The organism is Streptomyces formicae (assembly GCF_002556545.1).
Classification (GTDB): domain Bacteria; phylum Actinomycetota; class Actinomycetes; order Streptomycetales; family Streptomycetaceae; genus Streptomyces; species Streptomyces formicae_A.
Genome location: NZ_CP022685.1, coordinates 3,280,166 through 3,302,463, shown reverse-complemented (window position 1 = coordinate 3,302,463; position 22,298 = coordinate 3,280,166). Strand labels below are relative to the sequence as shown.

The window sequence follows — 22,298 nt, the reverse complement described above, 5'->3', positions numbered from 1 at the left end:
CCTTCCGGCTGCGTAGGGAACGGTGAAAGCGACTGTTAGGAAACTTTCCAATTCGTGAGGACCGTACGGCTGGCGTGAATGAGGCGTCAATAGCGGGCGCCCGCCCGGCAACCAAGTCGTTACCTCTGGGGGCGGGGCGTTGCAAGGGGTGCACTTGGGTCGTTTTTCCGGCCGTCCCCTAACTTCGGCCCCCTACTGCCCAGTTGGGCAGAACCGTCACCGTCCTCCCGCGCGTCCCGAGCTTCCGGGGAGAGATCGGCAGCACTTATCCTCACGTCTGTTCGATTGACCAGCGGGATGACCGGGGGACCAGACCACCATGACCAGTGAGACCGGCGGGGTCCACGACGACGGGGTTCAGGACGACGGGGACGACAGTCTCGACGGGGGCATCAAGCCGCTGATCGCGGCGGACCCCGCCAGGTTCGGGCCCTATCTGCTGCTCGGCAGGCTCGGCGCGGGCGGCATGGGGCGGGTCTACCTCGCCCGCTCCGAGAGCGGCCGCACCGTCGCGGTGAAGGTCGTCCACGAGGAACACGTCTCGGACGCCCAGTTCAGGGCGCGGTTCCGGCGCGAGATCGATGCCGCGCGGCGCGTGGGGGAGCGCTACACCGCGCCCGTGCTCGACGCGGACCCGGACGCCGACCTGCCCTGGGTCGCCACGGGGTACGTCCCCGGGCTCTCCCTGGAACAGGTCGTGCGCGCCCACGGCCCGCTGCCCGCGAAGTCCGTCCTCGCGCTCGCCGACGGACTCCTGCACGCGCTCAAGGACATCCACTCGGCAGGGATCGTGCACCGCGACCTCAAGCCGTCCAACGTGATGCTGACCGTCGAGGGCCCGCGCGTCATCGACTTCGGCATCGCCCGCGCGATGCAGACCTCCGTCGAGTCGCTCCTCACCAGCACCGGCATGGTCATCGGTTCACCGGGATTCATGGCGCCCGAGCAGATCCAGGGCCAGAGCGCGGGTCCCGAGAGCGATGTGTTCACGCTCGGCTGCGTCCTGACGTACGCCGCGACGGGCGCGCTGCCCTTCGGCCGCGGGGCCAGCAACCAGCACGCGGTCATGTACCAGATCGTCGAGGCCGAGCCCGACCTCGGCGCGGTGGCCGACGACGGGCTGCGGGCGCTCATCGCCCGCTGTCTCGTCAAGGACGTCGACGAACGCGCGGACCTGGACGAGCTGTTGGCGACCGCCGAGGGGGCGGGCCCGCCGTCGGGCGAGGCGTCGTGGCTGCCCGCCGAGGTCGTCACGCGCCTCGCCCAGCAGGCGGCGCGGCTCCTGGACGCGGAGGCTTCGGCGCCGGTACGGGAGGCGGCGCCGGTCGCTGCCGAGGCGCCCGTGGAGTCCACGGGGCCCGAGGCGGTCGACCGGGAGACGGCGCGGCTGCGTGCGGGGGCCGGTGCGGGAGCCGCCGAGGTGGCGGCGGTGACGGGTGGGGCCGCCGCGAGTGCTCCCACCGGGGAGGGGAAGCGCGCTCGGCGCCGCCGCCCGCTGGTGATCGCGCTCCCGGTCGTGGCCGTACTCTCCGTCGGCGGCGGCACGGTCGCGATCCTGCAGCCGTTCGGCGGTGACAGCGGCGACAGCGCGTCGCCTCCGTCCAGCAGCGCATCCGTGACGCCGGGCGCGAACTCGTCGCCGTCGCCGGATGGTTCACCGTCGAAGGGCGACAAGTCCAAGGGGAAGTCCAAGGACAAGGACGGGGACAAGGACGGGGACGAGGGGGAGAAGGACAAGAAGGGCGACGGCGGGAAGGACGGCAAGGACGGGGCGGACGGCGCCGACGGGAAGGACGGCGGCGGAGGCAAGGACTCCGGGGACTCGGACGGCTCCAAGGGCGGCGGTTCCGGCTCGTCGGCGGGTGGCGGCACGTCGCCCGGGGACTCGTCGGACGGCGACTCGGGTTCCGGATCCGGTTCCGGCTCCGGCTCGGGTGACGGCGGCTCGGCGGGATCGGGGGGCGGCGGGGGCGTCGTGCCCACCTTCTTCGCGGGATCCTGGAAGTTCAGCGGCGACTTCAACCTCGGGCAGCCCGACTCGGTGACGATCTCGCGCAGCGGGGCGGTCCGGCTGTCCATGGAGAAGCAGGCTTCGTGTACGTACGCCGCGAAGGTGACGTCGTCCGGGAGCCAGGGGAGCCGGATCAACGTCGGCAAGGCGACGTTCGTGGGTAGCCGTCCGCCCATGTGCTACCCGACGCTGGACCCCTCGTACTTCACCATCAACGGCAGCGGGATCCAGCACAACGTGGGTCCTTCGCACGGGGACGGGTACTACTACGCCCGCGACTGATCGGGACCGGGTCCGATCAGTCGCGGGCGCGTGGTGGGAAGGGGTGCGGGTTACTGGGCGCCGCCCTGGCCCGCGCTGCCGATCGGGTGGACCTTGACCGGGGAGCCGGAGCCGTCGGTGACGGGGAGGGTGGCGGCGCCGGGCCACTCCAGGGAGAAGGGCTTCGTCTCGCCGGGCGGGGTCACGACGAGGCCGGTGATCTTGACGCCGGAGCCGCCCGAGTCGTTGACCGGGTAGCTGATGCTGAAGGACACGGACTCGCCGCTGTTGAGGGTCGTCGGGCTGGCGCCCTGGCCCGCGCGGGTGGCAGAGAGGTCGCCCTCGCTGGTCTTCAGGTCGACGCCCGCGAAGCCGGACAGGGCGCAGTCGGCGCCGCCGTTCTTGAACGTCACCGCGACGGAGCCGTCGGTGTCGCCGTCGATGGTGCTGTCCGACGCGGTGATGTCCAGGTCGTCGGTGCGGCACTTGGCGGCCTTGCCGCTCTGGCCGGAATCGGAGCCGGAGCCCGCGGAGTCCTTGCCCGCCGGGGCGGGCTTCTCGCCGCCGGAGTCCTTGCCCGCGGTGTCGTTCGACCCGCCCTGGTCCGAGCCGCCGCCCGAGGACGCGGAAGAGGCCGATGACGAGTCGCCGCTCGCGACGTCGTCGCCGTTGCAGGCCGTGAGCGAGAGGCTCGCGGCGACGGCCAGGGCGGCGAAGGTGGTGAGCTTGCGAACGCGCATCGTCTGGTCCCTCAGTGTCGGTTGGTGGTGCCGGTTGCTCCTCGGCACCGGCTGGTACGAGCGAGCGTTTCTGACCACCAGGAGTCATCGGGACCGGCGAACCGTTCCGCTCAACTTGCCGCCAAGACATTCCTGTTACAGGCGTGGGGTGGGTGGCGGGCGCTGTCCTGTGGGTGCTCTCGTCCTGTGAGGCGCCCTTCCGGATGCCTCTTCTTCCGCTGTTCGGCGCGAGAAATGGGGCTCGAACGCGGGTTCGTCGTGTTGGTGTGGGGTGGGTGTTCGGTGGGGCCGGGTGGGGGTTCCGGTCGGCGCTCGGCACGTTCTCTCTGTCGCGGGTCCCTGGGACAGTTCCGTAACGCGGCAGATCTTGACCGGGTGTGGTGACATGCACTCGACGACTGGGCGTCTCCGTGGGTCGGTCCCGGGGCGGCGCAGGCCGTGCGGTGCTGACTCGGCTCGGTCGCGTGCAGTGTCGAATTCCCTTTCTGCGTAAGGGTCCTTCCTCCGGGGCGCGGCAGCCGCGTGGCGCCCCCCGAAGCGCTGTCCCGAACGGGTTGATCGGGGCCGGTGGACGTCACTTCGCGTACGGGTCGGCGTTGAACCCGCATAGGGCCGCGGCCAGCGTCAGAAGGAGCAGCAGTTGATGGATGTCGCAGAGCGGGTCATCGCCGTACTGGTAAGGATGTACCGGCTTGCTCCGGAGGCGGTGCAGCCCGACCAGCCGCTGCACCGGCTGCACATCGACTCCCTGGCCCTGGAGGAGTTGCGGCTGGTCCTCGAGGACGAACTGCACGTCGACCTGGACGACGTGCAGTTGACGTCGCGCAGCACCGTGCGACAGCTGATGGACGCGGTGTGCGCCAAGGCAGCGGTGGCCTGATGGCGCAGAGCTACGGCTCCTGGTCCGCCGCGGTGACCGGGATCGGTCTGGTGACGGCGGCGGGACACAGCGCCAAGGAGACCTGGCGCGAAGTCACCACCGCCCCATCCCCCCGGGGCGTGCGCAGCCTGGCATCCCTGCGCGACCTGCCCTGTGACTTCATGTACACGGTGGAAGGGCTCGACCTCGATGGCAGACTCGGCCGGGCCACCCTGCTTCTGGACCGTTTCGCCCAGTTCGCCGTCATCGCGGCCCGCGAAGCCGTCGCCGACGCGGGGCTCGACCCCGAAACCTGGGACGGTGCCCGCGTCGCGGTCGTGGTGGGCACGGCACACGGCGGCCTGCTCTACTACGACGAGCAGCAGGCCGTCCTGAGCGAGCGCGGGGCCCGCCGGGTCGCCCCCAAGGTCGCGCCGTTGAGCATGCCCAACAACGCCACCGGCGGCATCTGCCAGGACCTCGGCGCGCGAGGGCCGAGCCTGACGGTCAGCACGGCCTGTGCCTCCGGCACCGACGCGATCGGCACCGCTCTGGGCTGGCTGCGCGCCAACCGCTGCGACATCGCCGTGGCCGGCGGGGCGGAGGCCCTGCGCTCACCGCTGATGTTCGCCAGCACCTGCCGGATGCGGGCCCTGTCCACCCGGGTGGACAACCCCGCCGCCGCCTGTCGGCCCTTCGACGCGGGCCGGGACGGCTTCGTCGTCGGCGAGGGCGCCGGACTGCTGGTCCTGGAACGCCCGGAGCACGCCAGGGCCCGCGGTGCCACCGTCCGCGCGCACCTGGCCGGGTACGGCTCCACCAGTGACGCCCTGTCCCCGGTGGCCCCCGACGAGAGCGGACAGGGCATCGAAGCGGCCCTGCGGGCCGCACTGGCCGACGCCGAGGTCGCTGCCGGGGACATTGGCCACGTCAACGCCCACGGCACCTCCACGGTCATGAACGACCTCATCGAAAGCGCGGCCCTGCACCGCGTCTTCGGTGACCGTCCGCTCGTCACGTCCACCAAGGCCATGACCGGACATGCCCTGGGTGCCACCGGCGGCATCGAAGCCGCCCTGACCGCCCTGGCGTTGGAGGAGCAGCTGGTGCCCCCGACAGTCAACCTGGACGTGCAGGACCCGGACGTGCCTGTCGACGTGGTGGCCCGCACGGCCCGCCCCGCACGGTTCGCGTGCGCGGCAAGCTCCTCGCTGGGGTTCGGAGGCCACAACGCCGTACTCGTCCTCACCAGGGCCTGAGGCGGGGGACCGGCCCATGCAATGCGTACGCACTGTGAACGTGGACGGCGTGTCCTGCAGCTATCGCCTGGTGTCTCCCACCGCTGCCCGGTCCGAACCGCTGATCGCGCTGGGCGGTGCCTTCCAGGGCATGTACGACTGGGTGCAGCTCGAAGACGCCCTGACGGACGTGTCCTGCCTGCTCACCGCGGACCTGCCCGGCGCGGGCGACTCCGACGTGCCCCGACCCGAGCACACCCTCACCCTGCTCGACGCGGCGCTCGACGCCATCGTCGACGACCTGCACGTACCGCGCGTCAACCTCTTCGGCTACTCCCACGGCGCGGTCCTCGCCTTCCGCTACGCCCAGCGCCGTCCCCGGCGCTGCGCCCGCCTCCTTCTGGGGGGCGTTCCCGCCCACCTCACCGACACCCCCTTCGCCCGCTACCGCAAAGCCGGCGAACTCCTGGCGAACGGTGACACGGAGGGCTTCGTCGCGGCTGTCTCCGCGGAGATGTTCTGCCTGGACGACAGCCGCCGGGTCCACCGCCGCGACCTGGCCCTGCGCTCTTTCCGGCGGTCCCTGCTGAGAGTTGCCAGGCGGCCGCACGCCGAGTACATGCTGGCCCGTGCCCTGGGAACGCGCACCGCCCTCACCGGCGGCCTGGTGGGTGTGCCCACCCTGGTCTTCACCGGCGAGCACGACACCCTCACCCCGCCCGACCTGCAACGCGCGTTCGCCGAGACCATCGACGGCAGCCGCTTCGTCACGATGCCCGACTGCGATCACATGCTGCTGATGGAACGGCCCGATGCTGTCGCCGCCTTGGTCAGAGCCTTCATCACCGACAGCCGGCCGCCTGCGGGCTACGGAATCCGTTCCTTCCCGGAAGCCGCCTTGTGACGTGCCGAAGACCCGGTGCCCCGGTGTCGGAGGCCCGGATGTGGCCTCTCCTGCTGCGGGCCGACTCGTAAAGGCTGGCGCAAAGCGTTCTTCGGCGACGGCCGCCCCGGCCGTGCCTAATCGTGTTGACCAGCCCCAGCAGCCAGTGCTGGAGTCACCACGTGGACAGCATCCCCGCCAACCGGCGCCTCTGGAACCAGATCAGCAGCGCCTACCAGCACGAGCACGACCCGCAGATCGGTGCCGCACCCCGGCTGTGGGGCATGTACTCCGTCCCCGACGCGCACCTGCGCGCCCTGGGCGACGTCACCGGCAAGCGCGTCCTCGAACTGGGCTGTGGCGCCGGTCAGTGGTCGAGGGCGCTCGCCGCCGAGGGGGCGAGCGTGGTCGGGTTCGACCTGTCCGAAGCCCAACTTGCCGCGGCGGCAGGCGCGATGGGAGCGGACCGCTACCCGCTGGTGCAGGGCGCCGCCGAGCAACTCCCCTTCGCCGACGCCACCTTCGACCTGGTGTTCTGCGACTTCGGTGGGCTCAGCTGGGCGCCCCCGCACCTGGCCGTCCCGCAGGCCGCGCGCATCCTGCGTCGCGGCGGGCGCCTGGTGTTCAACGTCGCCAGCCCGTGGTTCGAAGCCTGCTACGACGAAGCGGCGAGTCGCGTGACCACGACGCTGCGGCAGGACTACTTCGGTCTTGACGCCATCGCCGAGGGCGACGGCGCGACCAGCTATCAGCTCACCTACGGCGACTGGGTCCGGGTCCTGCGCGGCGCGGGCCTCGTCATCGACGACCTCATCGAGCCGCGGCCCGGACCCGGCACGCCCAACGGCTACAACGAAACCGACCCGCCCGACTGGGCACATCGCTGGCCCGCGGAACTGCTCTGGGTAACCCACAAACCGTAGGGACCCGAGCGCGACCTCTGCGACCTCGGCTTGCTCCGCTTCCTCTACTTCGCCAGGTTCGGCGGCGGTATCGGGGCCGACGCCAGGGACTGGGGAGACGTCGTCGAGGCGTACGCGGAGGGCGCCGCCATGCCCGCCGTGGGGTCGGCCGCCGTCTCCTCCGCGGCCAGCGGCAGGCCGCCGACGATGCGGATGCCCGCCTCGTCGAACGCCCGCTTGATCCGCCAGCGCAGCTCACGCTCGACGCCCAGGGACTTGCCCGGCATCGTCTTGGCGGAGACGCGGACGACCATGGAGTCGAGCAGGACGCTGTCCAGGCCGAGGATCTCGACCGGGCCCCACAGGCGCTCGTTCCACGGCTCGTCCTTGGCCATGGTCTCGCCGACCGCGGCGAGGACCTCCTTGACCTTGTCCAGGTCCTCGTCCGGGCGGACCGTGACGTCGACGCCCGCCGTGGACCAGCCCTGGGAGAGGTTGCCGATGCGCTTGACCTCGCCGTTGCGGACGTACCAGATCTCGCCGTTGTCGCCGCGCAGCTTCGTGACGCGCAGGCCGACCTCTATGACCTCGCCGGACGCGACGCCCGCGTCGATGGAGTCGCCGACGCCGTACTGGTCCTCAAGGATCATGAAGACGCCGGAGAGGAAGTCCGTGACGAGGTTGCGCGCGCCGAAACCGATCGCGACACCCGCCACACCCGCCGAGGCGAGCAGCGGTGCCAGGTTGATCTCGAACGTACCGAGGATCATGAGCGCGGCGGTGCCCAGGATCAGGAACGAGGCGACCGAGCGCAGGACCGAGCCGATGGCCTGCGAGCGCTGGCGGCGGCGCTCCACGTTGACCAGGAGGCCGCCGAGCGCGGTGCCGTCCACGGCCTGGGCCGTGCGGTTCATGCGGTCTATCAGCTTGGTGATGGCGCGGCGGACGATGACGCGCAGGACGACCGCTATCGCGACGATCAGCACGATGCGCAGGCCGATACCGAGCCAGGTGGACCAGTTCTGCTCCACCCAGCTGGCCGCGTTCGTGGCGCTTTCCTGGGCGTCCTCGAACGTGGGCGGCTTCGACGTCGACTTGTCGTCCGGGTCCGTTCCGGCAGCCGACAGGACGGACAAGAGCACGGCTGGTACCTCCAGGTATCGCGGCCTGCCCAGAAGATGCCCCGGGCAGAAGCACCACACTAACGGGGCATTGTGTGTGGATCGTTGTCATGTTCGAGGGAGAGACGGTGCTCACCTGGGGAAGAACAGGGTGACGTCCCGCCGCCCGTCGCCGCTGTGGTCGAAAACACTTCAAGGCCGTTACCGGCACATGGTGGCGCCACGACCAGGCATGAGGGGAGACTGGCAACAGATCGTCCCGGCGCGAGCCACGCGCCGCCGGCGTACAAGGAGGCATCCGCCGTGCCGCATGTCTTGGTCCTTAACGCGTCGTACGAGCCACTCGGCGTCGTACCGCTCCGCCGCGCGCTCGTCCTCGTCCTGGAGAACAAGGCTCTCTGCCTCGAGGAATCCGGCGCCTTCATGCACAGCGCTACGCGCACCGTCCCCGCACCCAGCGTGGTCCGCCTCAAGCGGTTCGTGCGGGTCCCCTACCGGGGGCCCGTTCCTCTGACCAGGCGGGCGCTGTTCGCCCGCGACGGCGGTCGGTGCATGTACTGCGGTGGCGTCGCAACCAGCGTCGACCACGTCATTCCGAAGAGCCGAGGCGGCCAGCACGCCTGGGACAACGTGGTGGCTTCCTGCCGCCGCTGCAACCACGTCAAGGCCGACCGGCACCTCCTGGAGCTGGGCTGGCGGCTGCGACACAAGCCCGCGCCGCCCTCGGGCCTCGCGTGGCGCATCATCGGGACCGGACATAGGGATCCGCGCTGGCTGCCGTACTTGCAGCCGTTCGGCGCGGAGGACGCGATGGCCCGGATCGATGGCATTTCCGCCTAGAACTCGATCCGGGCCTTCGTCGTCCTCGGAGGCATGACGCAGGCATGGCGCACGTATGACGCAGGGGGCGCACGGTTGCAGGACGGGGCGTGCGGCCCTGCGTGGCGTGCGGGAGTGCGCGGTCGTCAGTCTTCCGCGACCGCGTACGCCTCCACGGACCAGAGCGAGTAGCCGAAACGCGTAGCCCGCTCGTCGCCCTGCACCCGGACGTAGCGGGTGTCACGCGCGTCCATGCGGACCGCCTCGCGGCCGCCCCTGCCGTCCTTGACGGTGGCGGCGGTCCGCCAGGTGCGGCCGTCGGCGGAGGTCTGGACGCGGTAGGCCGCCGCGTACGCGTCCTGCCAGCGCAGGACGACCTGGCCGACGCGGACCGGGCGGCCGAGGTCGGCCTGCCACCACGCGCCGTTCTCGGCGGGGGACGACCAGCGCGTCGTCGGGTCGCCGTCGGTCGCGGCCGATGCCGGGAAGTCCTCCGTCTCGTCGCCCGACGAGGTGGCCTTCGCGCCGCGCGCCAGGTCGGGCCCCGAGGTGCGGGGGTAGGCGCGGACGGACACCGTGCGGCTTTCGTCGCCGAAGCGCACCGGGATGTCGTACGTCCCCGCGCGCGTGCCCGCGGGGACGGTGATGTCCAGCGGCACGGCGACCTCCGTGCCGCGCGGCAGTGTGGTCGCCGCGGGGGCCTTCACCTCGATGCCCTTGGGGGCCTCGGCCCGGAGCGTGCCGCGTACGTCGCCGGGGCGCAGCGGCAGCAGCTTCGCCGTGACTCGCCGGGGCGCGCCGCCGATCTCCGCGTCGGTCTCGGCGCGGGCCAGGGTCAGCCGGGCCGCGGGGGAGTCGGCGTACCAGGGCACGAGGTGGCGCACGGTGCCCGTGGTGGTGCGGGCGCGGACCGCGTCGGCGCGCACGTCCGCGAGGGCGACCTCGGTGAAGCCGCTCGCCGACAGGTCGCCGACGGTCCGCCAGCCCTTGCCGGGCACGCGCGCCTGGAGCTCGCCCCGGGTGCCGGGGTCGGTGAGCGCCGTGACGGCGGACAGGACGCGGGCGCGCGGCAGCTCCGCCGTCGCGTGGTCCGACGCCTGCGCGGCGTCGAGGCCCGCCCATCTGTCGTACGCCTTCAGGGCCCGCGTCAGGAACGGGCCGAGCACGCCCTTGCCGACGGTGGCGGGGCTCGCCCGCAGCTCCTCGTGGAGCCCGGCCAGGGCGCGCGCGGCCCGCCAGGCGGCCGCGCCGTCGCCGTCGGACTGCGCGCGCAGCATGTCCACGGCGGTCTCGCCCGCCGTGCCGTAGCGCGCCAACTGCTCGATCCAGGGCCGCACTTCGTCGCCGACGGCGGTGTCGGCGAGCCGCTCGGGGGCCCGGCGCATGACGCCGAAGGCCGCGCGCAGCCGCCGCGCGGACGCGTCGGCGCGGGCCCGGTCCTCCGTGGTGCGGGCCTGCCAGAACTCGCTCATGAGGGGGCGCAGATACGCCGATTCGTCGGCGCCGAGCACGGAGGACGCGTCATTGCCCGCGAGGGCCCGCAGGGCGCCCCTGGCGGCCGCGTCGGGGCCCGCGAGGTCGTCGATCGCGGCGAGCCAGGACTCGTGGGGGCGGTAGGCGCGCGGGTTCCAGGCGTAGTCGGCGGCGGTGAAGAGGGGGATGCGGGACGCGGACGGCTGTTCCATGGCGTTGCCGAGGAGGGCGGCGGATCCGGCGGCCACGGCGGGCTCGCGGCCGGTGTAGGGGCCGAGGAAGACGCGGTCCTGCGCGAAGTCGTTGACGGGGTAGTTGTCCATCGTGACGAGCGGATGCGGTCCGAACGCCTCGCGGGCGCCCGCCAGTTCGCGCCCGGTGATGGTCCTGGGGACCACGCCCACGCCCGTCCAGGCCACCTCGACCCGGCGGTCCAGGCCCGCGGAGAGCGCCGCGCGGTAGGCGGTCGAACCGTCCTGGAAGTACTCGGTCGGCATCAGGGAGAGCGGCTCCGCGTCCGGGTGCCGCTCGGCGAGGTGGGCCGCCACCGCGTTGGCCACCCCGGCCTGCGCCTTCGCGGCGGCCCTCGGCCCCGAACCGAACGTCTCCGCGTCCTGCCCGCAGTGCCATTCGCTGTAGCTGACGTCCTGGAACTGCAGCTGGAAGGCGCGCACGCCGAGCGCCCACATCGCGTCGATCTTGCGGGTGAGGTCCCTGACGTCCTTCTTCGACGACATGCACATCGCCTGGCCGGGGGCGACCGCCCAGGCGAGCGTGACGTGGTTGGCCCTCGCGCGCGCGGCCAGGGCGCGGAAGTCGGCGCGCTGGTCCGCGGGGTAGGGCTCGCGCCAGCGGGCCTGGCGGTAGAGGTCGTCGCCGGGGGCGTACAGATAGCGGTTCTGCTTCGTGCGCCCCATGAAGTCGAGCTGGTCCAGGCGCTGTTCGCGGGTCCAGGGGGTGCCGTAGAAGCCCTCTGTCATGCCACGCACGGCCGTGCCCGGCCAGTCACGGATCCGTACGCCGGGGAGGGTGCGGGTCTTCTGAGCGCCTGCCGCCCCCGCCAGCTGCCGCAGGGTCTGTACGGCGTGGAAGAGGCCGTCCGCGCCGACGCCGGAGAGGGCGACGGTGTCCTGCCCCGCGACCTGCCCGACGGCCAGCCGGTACCCGCCCGCCGGCAGGTCTCCACGCGCGCGTGCCCCGAGGGAACGCAGCGCCCGGTCGGCGCTCGGGCCGCCGGTGTGGACGACGAGGGCGCGGCCCGCGGGCAGCCGGGCGCCGTCGCGGACCTCGGTGATGCGGCGGGCGCCCGCGTCGTGCAGGAGGGTGCGCAGGGCGTCGAGGGCGTACGGGTCGGTGCCCGCGTCCGAGTCCGCGTCGGTGCCCGTGCCCGTGCCCGTGACGAGGGTGACGTCGTCGCCGACCGTGACGGCGGTGCCCGTGGCGCTCGTCGACTGGGGGCGCGGCCAGACCGGTGGGAGCGCGTCGTTCGCGCGGTCGTCGTCCGGCGATGCGGCGGGCGTGCCGGGTCTCCCGGGGGCGGTCGGGGTCGCGAGGGCGCCGGGGGCGCCGCCGAGCGCGCCCGCGATGACGGCGAAGGCGACGGCGGCCGCCCCCCTGCCGCGCCGGAACTGCCGCGACTGCCGTACCTGCACGGCCCGCCCCTCTCGTCGTGCCTGGGGTTTCTGACGTCACGTGTGCGTGTGAGCACGTGTGGTGATGAGCCCACCACTGTGGCAGTCGGGGTGTCAACGGGGTCGGGTGGGGGCGCACCGGAGGACTTCGGGGGGCTTCTGGGGGGCCTCGGGGGAGTGGACGTCTTCCCGGGGTGCGGGGGCGCGGGCGGCCGATCTTCCGGGCGGGAAGCGGGTGCGGGGGAACAACTCCCGTACCGGGAACCAAATGTGACCACCGTCACGTTGGACCACCGTATACGTCTGCGGCCTTGCGCACTGGGTAGGGCTGCCGTGACCTGCCCCCTGACAAGGAGCTCCACGTGGCCGCTTCTGCGAACCTTCTGCTCTCCGCACTCTCCAAACAGGTCTCCGGTCCGGACTCGGGCCTCGACGGCTCCTGCTCCTGCGGCTGCCTGGAGCCGCCGCTCACCAGCGAGCCCCCGCTCGCCGACGCCGCGCCGCTGACCAGCGAGCCGCCCCTCGCCGACGCGGCCCCGCTGACCAGCGAGCCGACCGCCACCGGCATGGCTTCGGGCCTGGACTACATGGGGGTCTGATGACCCTTTCCCGGCTGGCCGCCGCCCATGGCGTCGCCACCTCCTACTCTCCGTCCCCGGGGCGCGCCGTCCCGGCCTCCGAAGCCGCGGTGATCGCGGCGCTGGCCGCCCTGGACGTGGACGCGAGCACCCCGGAGGCGACCCGAGCGTCCCTCGCCGAGCGCGAGGCCCAGCTGTCCGGGAGCCTCCTCCCGCCGACGGTGGTGGTCTGGACCGACGACCCGGTACCGGACGCCCCGCCCTTCGCGCGGCTGGCGCGGGGGACGCGGGTGCGGGTGGAGCTGGAGGACGGCGGGACGGTCGCCTGGGAGGCGGGGACCGGGGCGGTCGCCGAGGTGCCGCCCGGCGTGCATCGCCTCGTCGTGCTCGGGCCCGACGGGCGGAGCGGGCAGGCGCATCTCGTTGCCGCTCCCCGCAGGGTCAAGGCGCCGCCCGGTCGTACGCACGGGTTCCTCGTGCAGGTGTACTCGTTGCTGTCCCGGCGCTCCTGGGGCATGGGGGACCTCGGCGACCTGGCCGAGCTGGCCGCCTGGTCGGGGCACTCGCTGGACGCGGGGTTCGTCCAGGTCAACCCCCTGCACGCGGCCGTGCCGGGCCCGCCGGGAGGTCAGGGCGGGGACCCCTCTCCGTACCGGCCCTCCTCGCGCCGCTTCCCCGACCCCGTCCACCTCCGCGTCGAGGACGTTCCCGAGTACGCCCAGCTGCGGGGCGCGGCCCGCGAGCGCGCCGAGGAGCTGCGCGGCGGGGCCGGGCGATTACGCGCGTCCGTGCTGCGCGAGGGCGAGCTGATCGACAGGGACGCGGTCTGGGCCCTCAAGCGCGAAGCCCTCGAACTGCTCTACGACGTCCCCCTCGGCCCCGGCCGCCGCGCCGCCTACAGCGCGTTCCTCGCCGAGCAGGGCACCGCCCTCGAGGACCACGCCACCTGGTACGCGCTCGCCGAGGTGCACGGCCCCGACTGGCACTCCTGGCCCGCCGCCCTGCGCGACCCCGCCTCGCCCGAAACCACCCGCGCGCGCCGGGATCTGATGGACCGCGTGGACTTCCACAGCCGCCTCGCCTGGCTCACCGACGCCCAACTGGCCACCGCCCAGCGGACCGCGCGCGAGGCGGGCATGGCCATCGGCCTGGTGCACGACCTCGCCGTCGGCGTGCACCCCGGCGGCGCCGACGCCTGGGCGCAGCAGCGGCACTTCGCCCCGCGCATGAGCGTCGGCGCCCCGCCGGACGCGTTCAACGCGCGCGGGCAGGACTGGGGCCTGCCGCCCTGGCGCCCCGACCGCCTCGCCGAGTCCGGCTACGCGCCCTACCGCGCGCTCCTGCGCGGCCTGCTGCGGCACGCGGGCGCGCTCCGCGTCGACCACGTCATGGGCCTGTTCCGGCTCTGGTGGATCCCCGAGGGCCGCGAGCCCACCGAGGGCACCTACGTCCACTACGACGCGGAGGCGATGCTCGCCGTCCTCGCCCTGGAGGCGCACCGCGCGGACGCCCTCGTCATCGGCGAGGACCTCGGCACCGTCGAGCCGGGTGTCCGCGAGACCCTGCGCGAGCACGGCGTGCTCGGCACGTCCGTGCTCTGGTTCGAGCGCGACTGGGAAGGCACGGGCCGCCCGCTGCCCGCCGACGCCTGGCGGGCGGACTGCGTGGCGACGGCCACCACGCACGACCTGCCCCCGACGGCCGCGCGGCTCACCGGCGAGCACGTCCGACTCCGGTACGACCTCGGCCTGTTGACCCGAGAGCTCGGGGTGGAGCGTGCCGAGGCCGCCGCGGACGTGCACGAGTGGCTCGCGCTGCTCGGCAGGCTCGGCATGCTGCCGGGCGGCATGGGCTGCGAGGAGGACGAGATCCGCGCCGTGCACCGCTTCCTGCTCGCCACCCCGGCCAGGATGGTCGGCATCTGGCTGCCGGACACGGTCGGCGACCGCCGCCCGCAGAACCTGCCGGGCACCTGGGACCAGTATCCGAACTGGCGGCTGCCGATCGCCGACGCCACCGGACGCCCCGTCACGCTGGAGGAACTCGCCGCCTCGCCGCGCCTGCACGCGTTCATGACGGTCTTCAGACCGGGCGCGGTGACGGCCGTGGGAAGTGCCGAGACGACCCGTACGGCACCCCCGGGCGCGCACCCCGTTTAGGAGTTCGCTACGTTTGCACCGTGGACAAGAAGAACGCTCTGCGCGCCGGCGCCCTGGCCTCCGGCACGACGCTGATGATGCTGCTCATGTCGTCCCCCGCGCTCGCGCTCACGCGCGACGACGGCGACGACCCGGGTCCCGGCCTGAGTGTCATCGACACGCTCGGCCTCTATGTCGTGGCGCCCATCGTGCTGTTCCTGGTGATCGCGGGCCTCGTGATGGTCGGCGACAAGTCCCGCAAGCAGCAGAAGCAGGGCTGACCGGGCCGATCAGGGGGCTCACGCCACCCTTTCGTACGCTCCGTCGAGGGCGCGCTTCACCACGTACGCGGGGTGAAGCGCGCCCTCGACGTGTTCACGCCCCTCCACCGGACGGGCCCTGGGCCCGTTCCGCCGTCAGATAGCGCTGGACCGTCGGCGCGAGCCAGTCGGTGATCTCCTCCCGGCTCAGCGCGGCCGAGGGGGCGAACCGCAGGACGTACCGGGTCAGGGCGAGCCCCAGCACCTGCGACGCGCAGAGCGCGGCCCGCGTCGGGGCCTGCGCGGGGTCGGGGCAGACCGCGCGCGCCACCGGCAGCAGCTGGCGCGTGAAGATGTCCCGCATGCGCTCGGCGCCCGCCTGGTTGGTGATGCCCACGCGGAGCAGCGCGGTGAGCGTCCCGCCGTCCTCCCACAGGTCGAGGAAGTGGGAGACGAGCACCCTGCCGACGTCCTCGCGCGGCACCCGCGCGAAGTCCGGCATCATCAGGTCCGCCGAGGTGGCCGCGGCGAAGAGGCCCTCCTTGTTGCCGTAGTAGCGCATCACCATGGACGGGTCGATCCTGGCGTCCCTGGCGATGGCGCGGATCGTCGCCCGCTCGTAGCCGTCGGCGGCGAACCGCTCGCGGGCCGCGACGAGGATGGCGGCCCGGGTGGCGTCGGAGCGGCGTGCGCCCTGGGAGGCCGCGGTGCCGTCCGGGGCCGTGTCGGTCATGCCGATGCCGTTTCAGTCATGCCAACAAACGTAGGCCAACACCTGTTGACAGTCCATAGCGGCAGTTCTACGTTGGCCAACAAGCGTTGACCAACAGTTGTTGGCACCCGGCGTACGCGTCATCAGGTCACCAGGGCCTCAGGAGGCAGCCATGAACGGCACCACCGGAACCATGGGCACCACGGGCACCACCGATCACCCCACCGGCCGCGGCGTCGTCGTCGTGGGCGCGGGCCCCACCGGACTCCTCCTCGCGGGCGACCTCGCCGCCGCGGGTGTCCCCGTCACGCTCGTCGAGAAGCGTCCGCGCGGCATCAGCAACCTCTCCCGCGCGCTGGTGGTGCACGCCCGCACCCTGGAGCAGTTCGACGCCCGGGGCATCGCCGACGAGCTGGTGGCCAGGGGCGAACCCCTCGACAGGCTCCGCCTCTTCGACCGGCTCTCCCTCGACCTCGCGAACCTGCCGTCCCGCTTCCGGTACGTCCTCGTCCTGCCGCAGTACGAGGTCGAGCGGGTCCTGGAGCGGCGCGCGGTCGAGGCGGGGGTCCGGTTCGCGTACGAGACGGAGCTCGTCGGCCTCACCCAGGACGCCGACGGGGTGACGCTCGAAGTCCGTGGCCCGGGGGGCGGGTCGAGCACGCTCGACGCGGCCTACGCGGTCGGCGCCGACGGCCTGCGCAGCGGTGTGCGCCGGGCGGTCGGGCTGCCCTTCCCCGGCAGGTCCGTCATCCGCTCCCTCGTCCTCGCCGACGTCAAGCTCGCCAGGCCGCCGAAGGCGCTGCTCGCCGTCAACGGCGTCGGTGACGCCTTCGCCTTCATCGCGCCCTTCTCCGACGGCTACCACCGCGTCATCGGCTGGAACCGCGCCCGCAACGTCCCCGACAGCGAGCCGCTCGACATCGAGGAGGTCAAGGAGATCGTCAGGGCGGCGCTCGGCCAGGACTTCGGCATGCACGACGCCCGCTGGATGTCCCGCTTCCACAGCGACGAACGGCAGGCCCCCGCCTACCGCGTGGGCCGGGTCTTCCTCGCGGGGGACGCCGCGCACGTCCACTCTCCGGCCGGTGGCCAGGGCATGAACACCGGTCTCCAGGACGCCGCGAACCTGAGCTGGAAGCTGATCGCCGCCGTCAACGGGCGTGCGCCGCAAGGGTTGTTGGACAGCTATCAGAGCGAGCGGCACCCGGTCGGCAAGATGGTCCTGCGCACCAGCGGCGGACTCGTCAGGCTCGCGATGGCCAAGCGCCCCTGGACGCTCGCCGCCCGTGCCGCGCTCGCCGCGGGCGTCTCGCGGCTGCGCCCGGTGCGGGCGCGGGCCGTCGGCCAGATCACCGGCATCGGCGTCGCCTACCCGGCGCCGAGGGGCGCCCATCCGCTCGTGGGGCGGCGGGCGCCGGACGTCGCGCTCAAGGAGGGGCGCCTCTACGAGGCCCTGCGCGAGGGCCGGTTCGTGCTCGTCGCGCCGGAGGGCGCACCGCTGCCGACGGGCCGCGCGGTGGCGGCGCACTGGACGAGCGGGCGCCGTACGACGCTGCTCGTCCGGCCCGACGGGTACGTGGCGTGGGCCGCCGAGGACGCGGGAGCGGAGGCGGTGGGCGCGGCGCTCGGGGAGTGGGGGATCGGCGTCCACTGAACGTTCGTATCTACTTCAAAGATCAGGCTGAAAGATTCGATGGACCTGATAGGTGTGCTGGTGTCACGGTAGTCCCGCAACGCACCGAGATCCCCGCAAAGACGGGGAGAGAGGCAAGGGATACCACGTGACCGTCCTGGACCGGACCCCCGTCACCACCACCGAGAGCGGCCGCGGAGCCGTCGACGCCGTCGCCCGCCCGCTCGGCGTCGGCCTCGCGCTCGCGGCTCTCGCCACCGTCGTCTGGTCGGGCAGCTTCGTCACCTCCCGTGCCCTGCACGACACCGTGCCGCCCGTCCAGCACGCGTTCTGGCGCTGGATCATCGCGATCGCGGCGGTGGCGCCGTTCGCGGTGCGGGAGACCTGGCGGCAGCGGGCGCTGCTGCGGCGGCACGTCCGCTTCCTCCTTCTCGCGTCGCTGCTCGGCGTCACGGTCTACAACACCCTCGTGAACCAGGCGGGCATGACGACCACCGCGGGCAACATGGGCATGATCATGGCCGCGTCGCCCGTCCTGATGGCCGTCTACGAACGGATCGGCGGCACCCGGCTCGGCGCCCGCCGCGTCACCGGCATGTTCGTCGCCTGCGGCGGGGTGCTGCTCCTGGTCAGCAAGGGCTCCCTCGACATGGACTTCGCGGTCGGCGATCTGTGGGTGATCGCGGGCGCGTTCTCCTTCGGCTCCTACAGCGCGCTCCTCAAGCGCAGGCCCGCGGAGATCGGTGGACTGCCCTTCCTCTTCTCGACGTTCGTGCTCGGCGCGCTGATGCTGCTTCCGGTGTTCGTCGCCAGCTATGCGATCCAGGGCGGCTTCGCTCCGACGGCCGGTACGGTCTCGCCGCTCCTGTACGTCGGTGTGGTCTCCTCCGCGGTCGCCTTCTTCGCCTGGAACAAGGCCGTCTCGATCATCGGCGCGGCCCGCGCCGGGGTCGTCTACTACCTCCAGCCGGTCTGTGTGGCGCTCCTCTCCTTCGCGCTCCTCGGCGAGGCGATGGGGTGGCTGCAGGTGCTGTGTATGGGGCTGATCCTGGGCGGCGTCGTCCTCGGCTCGGCCGCGGGGACCCCCTCGGTACGCGTCCGCGACCGCGGCTGACGTGGCGGGTACCGGGGGTCTGTACGTTGACCCCATGAGCGAGTGGGACATCAAGAAGCTGCAGATCCTGCGGACGTTGAGCGAGCGGGGCACGGTCACGGCGACCGCGGGCGCCCTCCAGATGACGCCGTCCGCCGTGTCCCAGCAGCTGTCCAACCTCGCCAAGCAGCTCGGCGTACCCCTCCTCGAGGCGCACGGGCGCCGCGTCAGGCTCACCGACGCGGCGCATCTCGTGCTGCGGCACGCGGAGGCGGTCTTCGCCCAACTGGAGCGGGCCGACGCGGAGTTGGCGGCGTATGTGCACGGGGAGGCGGGGGAGGTGCGGGTCGGGGCGTTCTCCACCGCGGTGCCCGCGCTCGTCGTTCCCGCGGTGCGGGCCCTGCGGGAGGCCGCGCCGGGCATTTCCGTACGGGTACGGGAGACGGAGGCGGCGGAGGCGTACGAGTTGCTCGCGGCCGGTGAGGTGGACATCGCGCTCTCCCTCGCGGCGCAGGCGCCCGCCGCGGCCGACGCGGACACGCGCTTCACCCGCGAGTCGCTGCTCGCCGACCCGCTGGACGTGGCGCTTCCCGGGGAGCATCCGCTGGCGTCGGCCGCCGCGCCCCGGCTCGCCGATCTCGCGGGTGAGCCGTGGATCTTCGGCGGGAGCGGCCCCTGGTCGGAGATCACCAGGGCGGCGTGCGAGGGCGCGGGCTTCACCCCGGAGCAGGCCCACTCCGCTTCCGGCTGGACCGCGATCCTCGCGATGGTGGAGGCGGGGATGGGGGTGGCGCTCGTTCCCCGGATGGCGGCGGTACGCCGGGACGGCGTCGTCATGCGGGAACTGGTCGCGGACCGGCCGTGCCGTCACGTCGTCGCGGCGGTGCGGTGTGGGGCGGCGGGCGGGGCGGCGGTGTCCCGCGTCCTGACCTCCCTCCGGGAGGCGGTCCCCACGCGGGTGGGGTAGCTGCTCGTCGCTCGGCCGCGGGCGCATCGTGGCTTGTCGCGCAGTTCCCCGCGCCCCTTGAGAAGCCACTGCCGTCGCTTGGCTGCGGGTCTGTTGTGGCTGAGCGCGCATCCCCGCGCCCCTGACGGTGCGCCCCGTCAGGGGCGCGGGGAACTGCGCGACAAGCCCCCACCGGTCCCGCGGCCGGGAACACCACCGAGGCCCCCCAGGCCCGGGTGGAGGAGCCGGAATCGGGTCCTCCACCCGGGCCACCTGCTACACGTCCGCGGAGCGGGCCCGCAGCGCCCGCTCGACACCCGCACGGGACTCCGTGACGAGACGGCGCAGCGCGGCCGAAGGATCGGACGACGCGAGCCACGCGTCCGTCGCGTCCAGCGTCGCCTGGGAGACCTGGAGCGAGGGGTACAGGCCCGTCGCGATCTGCTGAGCCATCTCGTGGGAGCGCGAGTCCCACGCGGTCTTGACCGAGGAGAAGAACTTCTCCGTGTAGGGCGCGAGGAGTTCGCGCTGGTCGACCTGGACGAAGCCGCTGATCACCGCTTCCTGGATGGCGTTGGGGAGGGAGTCGGACTCCACCACGGAGGCCCAGGCCGCGGCCTTCGTCTCCTCGGTGGGCCGCGCCGCCCGCGCGTACGCCGCGTGCCGCTCGCCCGCCGCCGTCCTGTCCCGCGCGAGCTCCGCCTCGATGCCCGCCTCGTCGAGCCGTCCGGTCGCCGCGAGCCGTGCCACGAGGGCCCAGCGCAGCTCCGTGTCGACGGCCAGTCCTTCGATCGACTCCGAGCCGTCCAACAGGGCTTCCAGGAGGGCGAGGTCCGCGTCCGTGCGGGCCGTCGCCGCGAAGGCGCGGGCCCACGCCAGCTGGTGGTCGCTGCCCGGCTCCGCGGCCCGCAGGTGTTCGAGCGTGGCCTCGGTCCAGCGGGCCAGCGCCGCGTCCCGGCCCGCGGGGGCCGCGTACAGGTCGAGCGCCAGCTTCACCTGGCGGTGCAGCGACTGCACGACGCCGATGTCCGACTCCTTGGCGATGCCGGACAGGACCAGGGAGAGGTACGCGCTCGTCGGGAGCTCCGCGTCGCGCGTCATGTCCCACGCCGACGCCCAGCTCAGCGCGCGAGGAAGCGACGCCTCGAAGTCGCCGATGTGGTCCGTGACGAAGGCGAGGGACTCGGAGTCCAGACGGACCTTCGCGTAGGAGAGGTCGTCGTCGTTGAGGAGGATCACCGCGGGACGGTGCTTGCCCACCAGGGCGTCCACCGCCGTGAGTTCGCCGTCGACGTCCAGCTCCACGCGGTCCGTGCGAAGGAGCTTGCCGGACTCGTCGTCCAGGTCGTAGAGGCCGATGGCGATCCGGTGCGGGCGCAGGGTCGGCTCGCCCTTGGCGCCCTCGGGCAGCGCGGGCGCCTCCTGCTTGACGGCGAAGGACGTGATGACGCCCGCCGTGTCGACGTCCACGACCGGACGCAGGACGTTGATGCCCGCCGTCTCCAGCCACTTCTTCGACCAGGTCTTCAGGTCGCGGCCGCTGGTCTCCTCCAGGGCGCCCAGCAGGTCGGACAGGCGCGTGTTGCCGAACGCGTGGCGTTTGAAGTACGCCTGCACGCCCTGGAAGAACTCGTCCTCGCCGACGTAGGCGACGAGCTGCTTCAGGACCGAGGCGCCCTTGGCGTACGTGATGCCGTCGAAGTTGACCAGGACGTCGTCCAGGTCACGGATGTCGGCCATGATCGGGTGCGTGGAGGGCAGCTGGTCCTGGCGGTACGCCCACGTCTTCATGGAGTTGGCGAAGGTGGTCCAGGAGTGCGGCCACTTCGAGCCGGGCGCGTACGCCTGGCAGGCGGCCTCCGCGTAGGTGGCGAACGACTCGTTCAGCCACAGGTCGTTCCACCACTCCATGGTGACCAGGTCGCCGAACCACATGTGGGCCAGCTCGTGCAGGATCGTGGCCGCGCGCACCTCGTACGCCGCGTCCGTCACCTTCGAACGGAACACGTACTGGTCGCGGATGGTCACCGCGCCCGCGTTCTCCATCGCGCCCGCGTTGAACTCCGGCACGAAGAGCTGGTCGTACTTGGGGAAGGGGTACGCGTAGTCGAACTTCTCCTGGAACCAGTCGAAGCCCTGCCGGGTGACCTCGAAGATCGCGTCCGAGTCGAGGAACTCCGCGAGCGAGGGGCGGCAGTAGATGCCCAGCGGCACCGACTGGCCGTTCGGGCCCTCGTAGGAGGAGTGCACCGAGTGGTACGGGCCGACGATCAGGGCCGTGACGTACGTCGACATGCGCTGCGTCGGCTCGAAGTGCCAGACGTCGTCCTTGGGCTCGGGCGTCGGCGAGTTGGAGATCACCGTCCAGCCGCTCGGCGCCTTCACGGTGAACTGGAAGGTGGCCTTCAGGTCCGGCTGCTCGAAGGAGGCGAAGACGCGGCGCGCGTCGGGCACCTCGAACTGCGTGTACAGGTACGCCTGCTGGTCGACCGGGTCGACGAAGCGGTGCAGGCCCTCGCCGGTGTTGGTGTATTCGCAGTCGGCGACGACCTTCAGCTCGTTGGGGCCCGCCTCCAGGTGCCGCAGCGCGATGCGCGAGTCGCGGAACACCGCGCCCACTTCGAGCGCGTGGCCGTTCAGGACGACCTCGTGGACCGCGGGGGCCACCAGGTCGATGAAGGTCTCGGCGTTCGCCTCCGCGGAGTCGAAGCGCACCGTGGTCACGGACCGGTAGGTGCCGCCCTCTTGCGCGCCGGAGAGGTCGAGTTCGATCTCGTACGAGTCAACGGTGAGCAGCTTCGCCCGCTGCTGCGCCTCTTCGCGGGTCAGATTGGTGCCGGGCACGCGGTCATCTCCTCGGGTACGACGTGTCGTGCGCCGCGTCGTACACCGGTGGGTTCGACGGGTACGACTTGTGGCGTTTCCGGCCATCCTTCCATGCGCGTTCGTACGGCCGCCCGGGCCATTGTCCTCCCGCTGTCGTCCGGTTACGCTCCGCGC

General features: G+C 72.6%; 17 protein-coding genes. 12 read left to right on the top strand and 5 right to left on the bottom strand.

The genetic code is table 11. From position 1 onward, the window contains the following. Window positions 1–319: 319 nt before the first annotated feature. Window positions 320–2,293 (top strand): serine/threonine-protein kinase, encoded by a 1,974-nt coding sequence (locus KY5_RS14100; RefSeq protein WP_098242575.1) that lies wholly within the window; start codon window positions 320–322, stop codon window positions 2,291–2,293. Window positions 2,294–2,343: 50 nt separating this feature from the next. Here KY5_RS14100 and KY5_RS14095 read toward each other — a convergent pair whose 3' ends face one another. Beyond that, window positions 2,344–3,012 carry a DUF4232 domain-containing protein gene (locus KY5_RS14095; protein WP_098242574.1) on the bottom strand — a complete coding sequence of 223 codons (669 nt, stop codon included), beginning with the start codon at window positions 3,010–3,012 and terminating at the stop codon, window positions 2,344–2,346. Window positions 3,013–3,655: 643 nt separating this feature from the next. On the opposite strand from KY5_RS14095, the gene KY5_RS14090 reads away from it, so the two are divergent. The 4 genes from KY5_RS14090 (at window position 3,656) to KY5_RS14075 (ending at window position 6,915) form a co-directional block, all read left to right on the top strand. Continuing rightward, on the top strand, window positions 3,656–3,892 hold the full coding sequence (locus KY5_RS14090) for an acyl carrier protein (protein ID WP_098242573.1): 237 nt from the start codon (window positions 3,656–3,658) through the stop codon (window positions 3,890–3,892). Beyond that, the gene (locus tag KY5_RS14085; protein ID WP_098242572.1) at window positions 3,892–5,130 is read left to right on the top strand and encodes a beta-ketoacyl-[acyl-carrier-protein] synthase family protein; all 1,239 of its coding nucleotides are present in this window, start codon (window positions 3,892–3,894) and stop codon (window positions 5,128–5,130) included. Before KY5_RS14090 ends, KY5_RS14085 begins: the two co-directional genes overlap by 1 nt. Window positions 5,131–5,179: 49 nt before the next feature. Beyond that, window positions 5,180–6,013, top strand: coding sequence for an alpha/beta fold hydrolase (locus KY5_RS14080; protein WP_234362725.1), 834 nt, complete (start codon window positions 5,180–5,182; stop codon window positions 6,011–6,013). 161 nt (window positions 6,014–6,174) lie between these two features. After that, complete coding sequence (locus tag KY5_RS14075) at window positions 6,175–6,915, top strand: class I SAM-dependent methyltransferase (RefSeq protein WP_098242570.1); 741 nt, start codon at window positions 6,175–6,177, stop codon at window positions 6,913–6,915. A gap of 44 nt (window positions 6,916–6,959) precedes the next feature. Here KY5_RS14075 and KY5_RS14070 read toward each other — a convergent pair whose 3' ends face one another. Then, window positions 6,960–8,036, bottom strand: coding sequence for a mechanosensitive ion channel family protein (locus KY5_RS14070; protein WP_199843071.1), 1,077 nt, complete (start codon window positions 8,034–8,036; stop codon window positions 6,960–6,962). 282 nt (window positions 8,037–8,318) lie between these two features. Between KY5_RS14070 and KY5_RS14065 the strand changes: the two genes are divergently transcribed. Next, the gene (locus KY5_RS14065; RefSeq protein WP_055555610.1) at window positions 8,319–8,855 is read left to right on the top strand and encodes an HNH endonuclease; all 537 of its coding nucleotides are present in this window, start codon (window positions 8,319–8,321) and stop codon (window positions 8,853–8,855) included. Window positions 8,856–8,980: 125 nt separating this feature from the next. On the opposite strand, the gene KY5_RS14060 is transcribed toward KY5_RS14065, so the two are convergent. Then, window positions 8,981–11,959, bottom strand: a complete 2,979-nt coding sequence (locus KY5_RS14060) for a beta-N-acetylglucosaminidase domain-containing protein (protein WP_098242568.1) — start codon at window positions 11,957–11,959, stop codon at window positions 8,981–8,983. 341 nt (window positions 11,960–12,300) lie between these two features. Here KY5_RS14060 and KY5_RS14055 point away from each other — a divergent pair, with 341 nt between their 5' ends. Genes KY5_RS14055 through KY5_RS14045 form a run of 3 tightly spaced genes read left to right on the top strand, consistent with a single transcriptional unit; the run spans window position 12,301 to window position 14,935 of the window. After that, entirely contained in the window at window positions 12,301–12,537 is a 237-nt protein-coding gene (locus tag KY5_RS14055; RefSeq protein ID WP_055554223.1) for a hypothetical protein, read from the top strand. After that, complete coding sequence (gene malQ / locus KY5_RS14050; protein ID WP_098242567.1) at window positions 12,537–14,675, top strand: 4-alpha-glucanotransferase; 2,139 nt, start codon at window positions 12,537–12,539, stop codon at window positions 14,673–14,675. The genes KY5_RS14055 and malQ overlap by 1 nt, the downstream gene beginning before the upstream one ends. A gap of 20 nt (window positions 14,676–14,695) precedes the next feature. Then, complete coding sequence (locus KY5_RS14045; protein WP_098242566.1) at window positions 14,696–14,935, top strand: hypothetical protein; 240 nt, start codon at window positions 14,696–14,698, stop codon at window positions 14,933–14,935. Window positions 14,936–15,029: 94 nt separating this feature from the next. On the opposite strand, the gene KY5_RS14040 is transcribed toward KY5_RS14045, so the two are convergent. Next, on the bottom strand, window positions 15,030–15,647 hold the full coding sequence (locus KY5_RS14040; RefSeq protein ID WP_098242565.1) for a TetR family transcriptional regulator: 618 nt from the start codon (window positions 15,645–15,647) through the stop codon (window positions 15,030–15,032). Window positions 15,648–15,768: 121 nt separating this feature from the next. On the opposite strand from KY5_RS14040, the gene KY5_RS14035 reads away from it, so the two are divergent. The 3 genes from KY5_RS14035 to KY5_RS14025 all read left to right on the top strand — a co-directional run bounded on the left by KY5_RS14035 (window position 15,769) and on the right by KY5_RS14025 (window position 19,319). Next, on the top strand, window positions 15,769–17,280 hold the full coding sequence (locus tag KY5_RS14035) for an FAD-dependent monooxygenase (protein WP_234363174.1): 1,512 nt from the start codon (window positions 15,769–15,771) through the stop codon (window positions 17,278–17,280). Window positions 17,281–17,407: 127 nt separating this feature from the next. Further along, on the top strand, window positions 17,408–18,373 hold the full coding sequence (locus KY5_RS14030) for a DMT family transporter (RefSeq protein ID WP_418952773.1): 966 nt from the start codon (window positions 17,408–17,410) through the stop codon (window positions 18,371–18,373). Between the two features lie 34 nt (window positions 18,374–18,407). Next, window positions 18,408–19,319: a LysR substrate-binding domain-containing protein gene (locus KY5_RS14025; protein WP_098247241.1), complete on the top strand. Its 912-nt coding sequence runs from the start codon at window positions 18,408–18,410 to the stop codon at window positions 19,317–19,319. Between the two features lie 255 nt (window positions 19,320–19,574). Here the strand turns inward: KY5_RS14025 and pepN are convergent, their stop codons facing one another. Continuing rightward, a complete protein-coding gene (gene pepN / locus KY5_RS14020) occupies window positions 19,575–22,142 on the bottom strand; it encodes an aminopeptidase N (protein ID WP_098242563.1) in 2,568 nt (855 codons plus the stop codon). Window positions 22,143–22,298 lie beyond the last annotated feature (156 nt).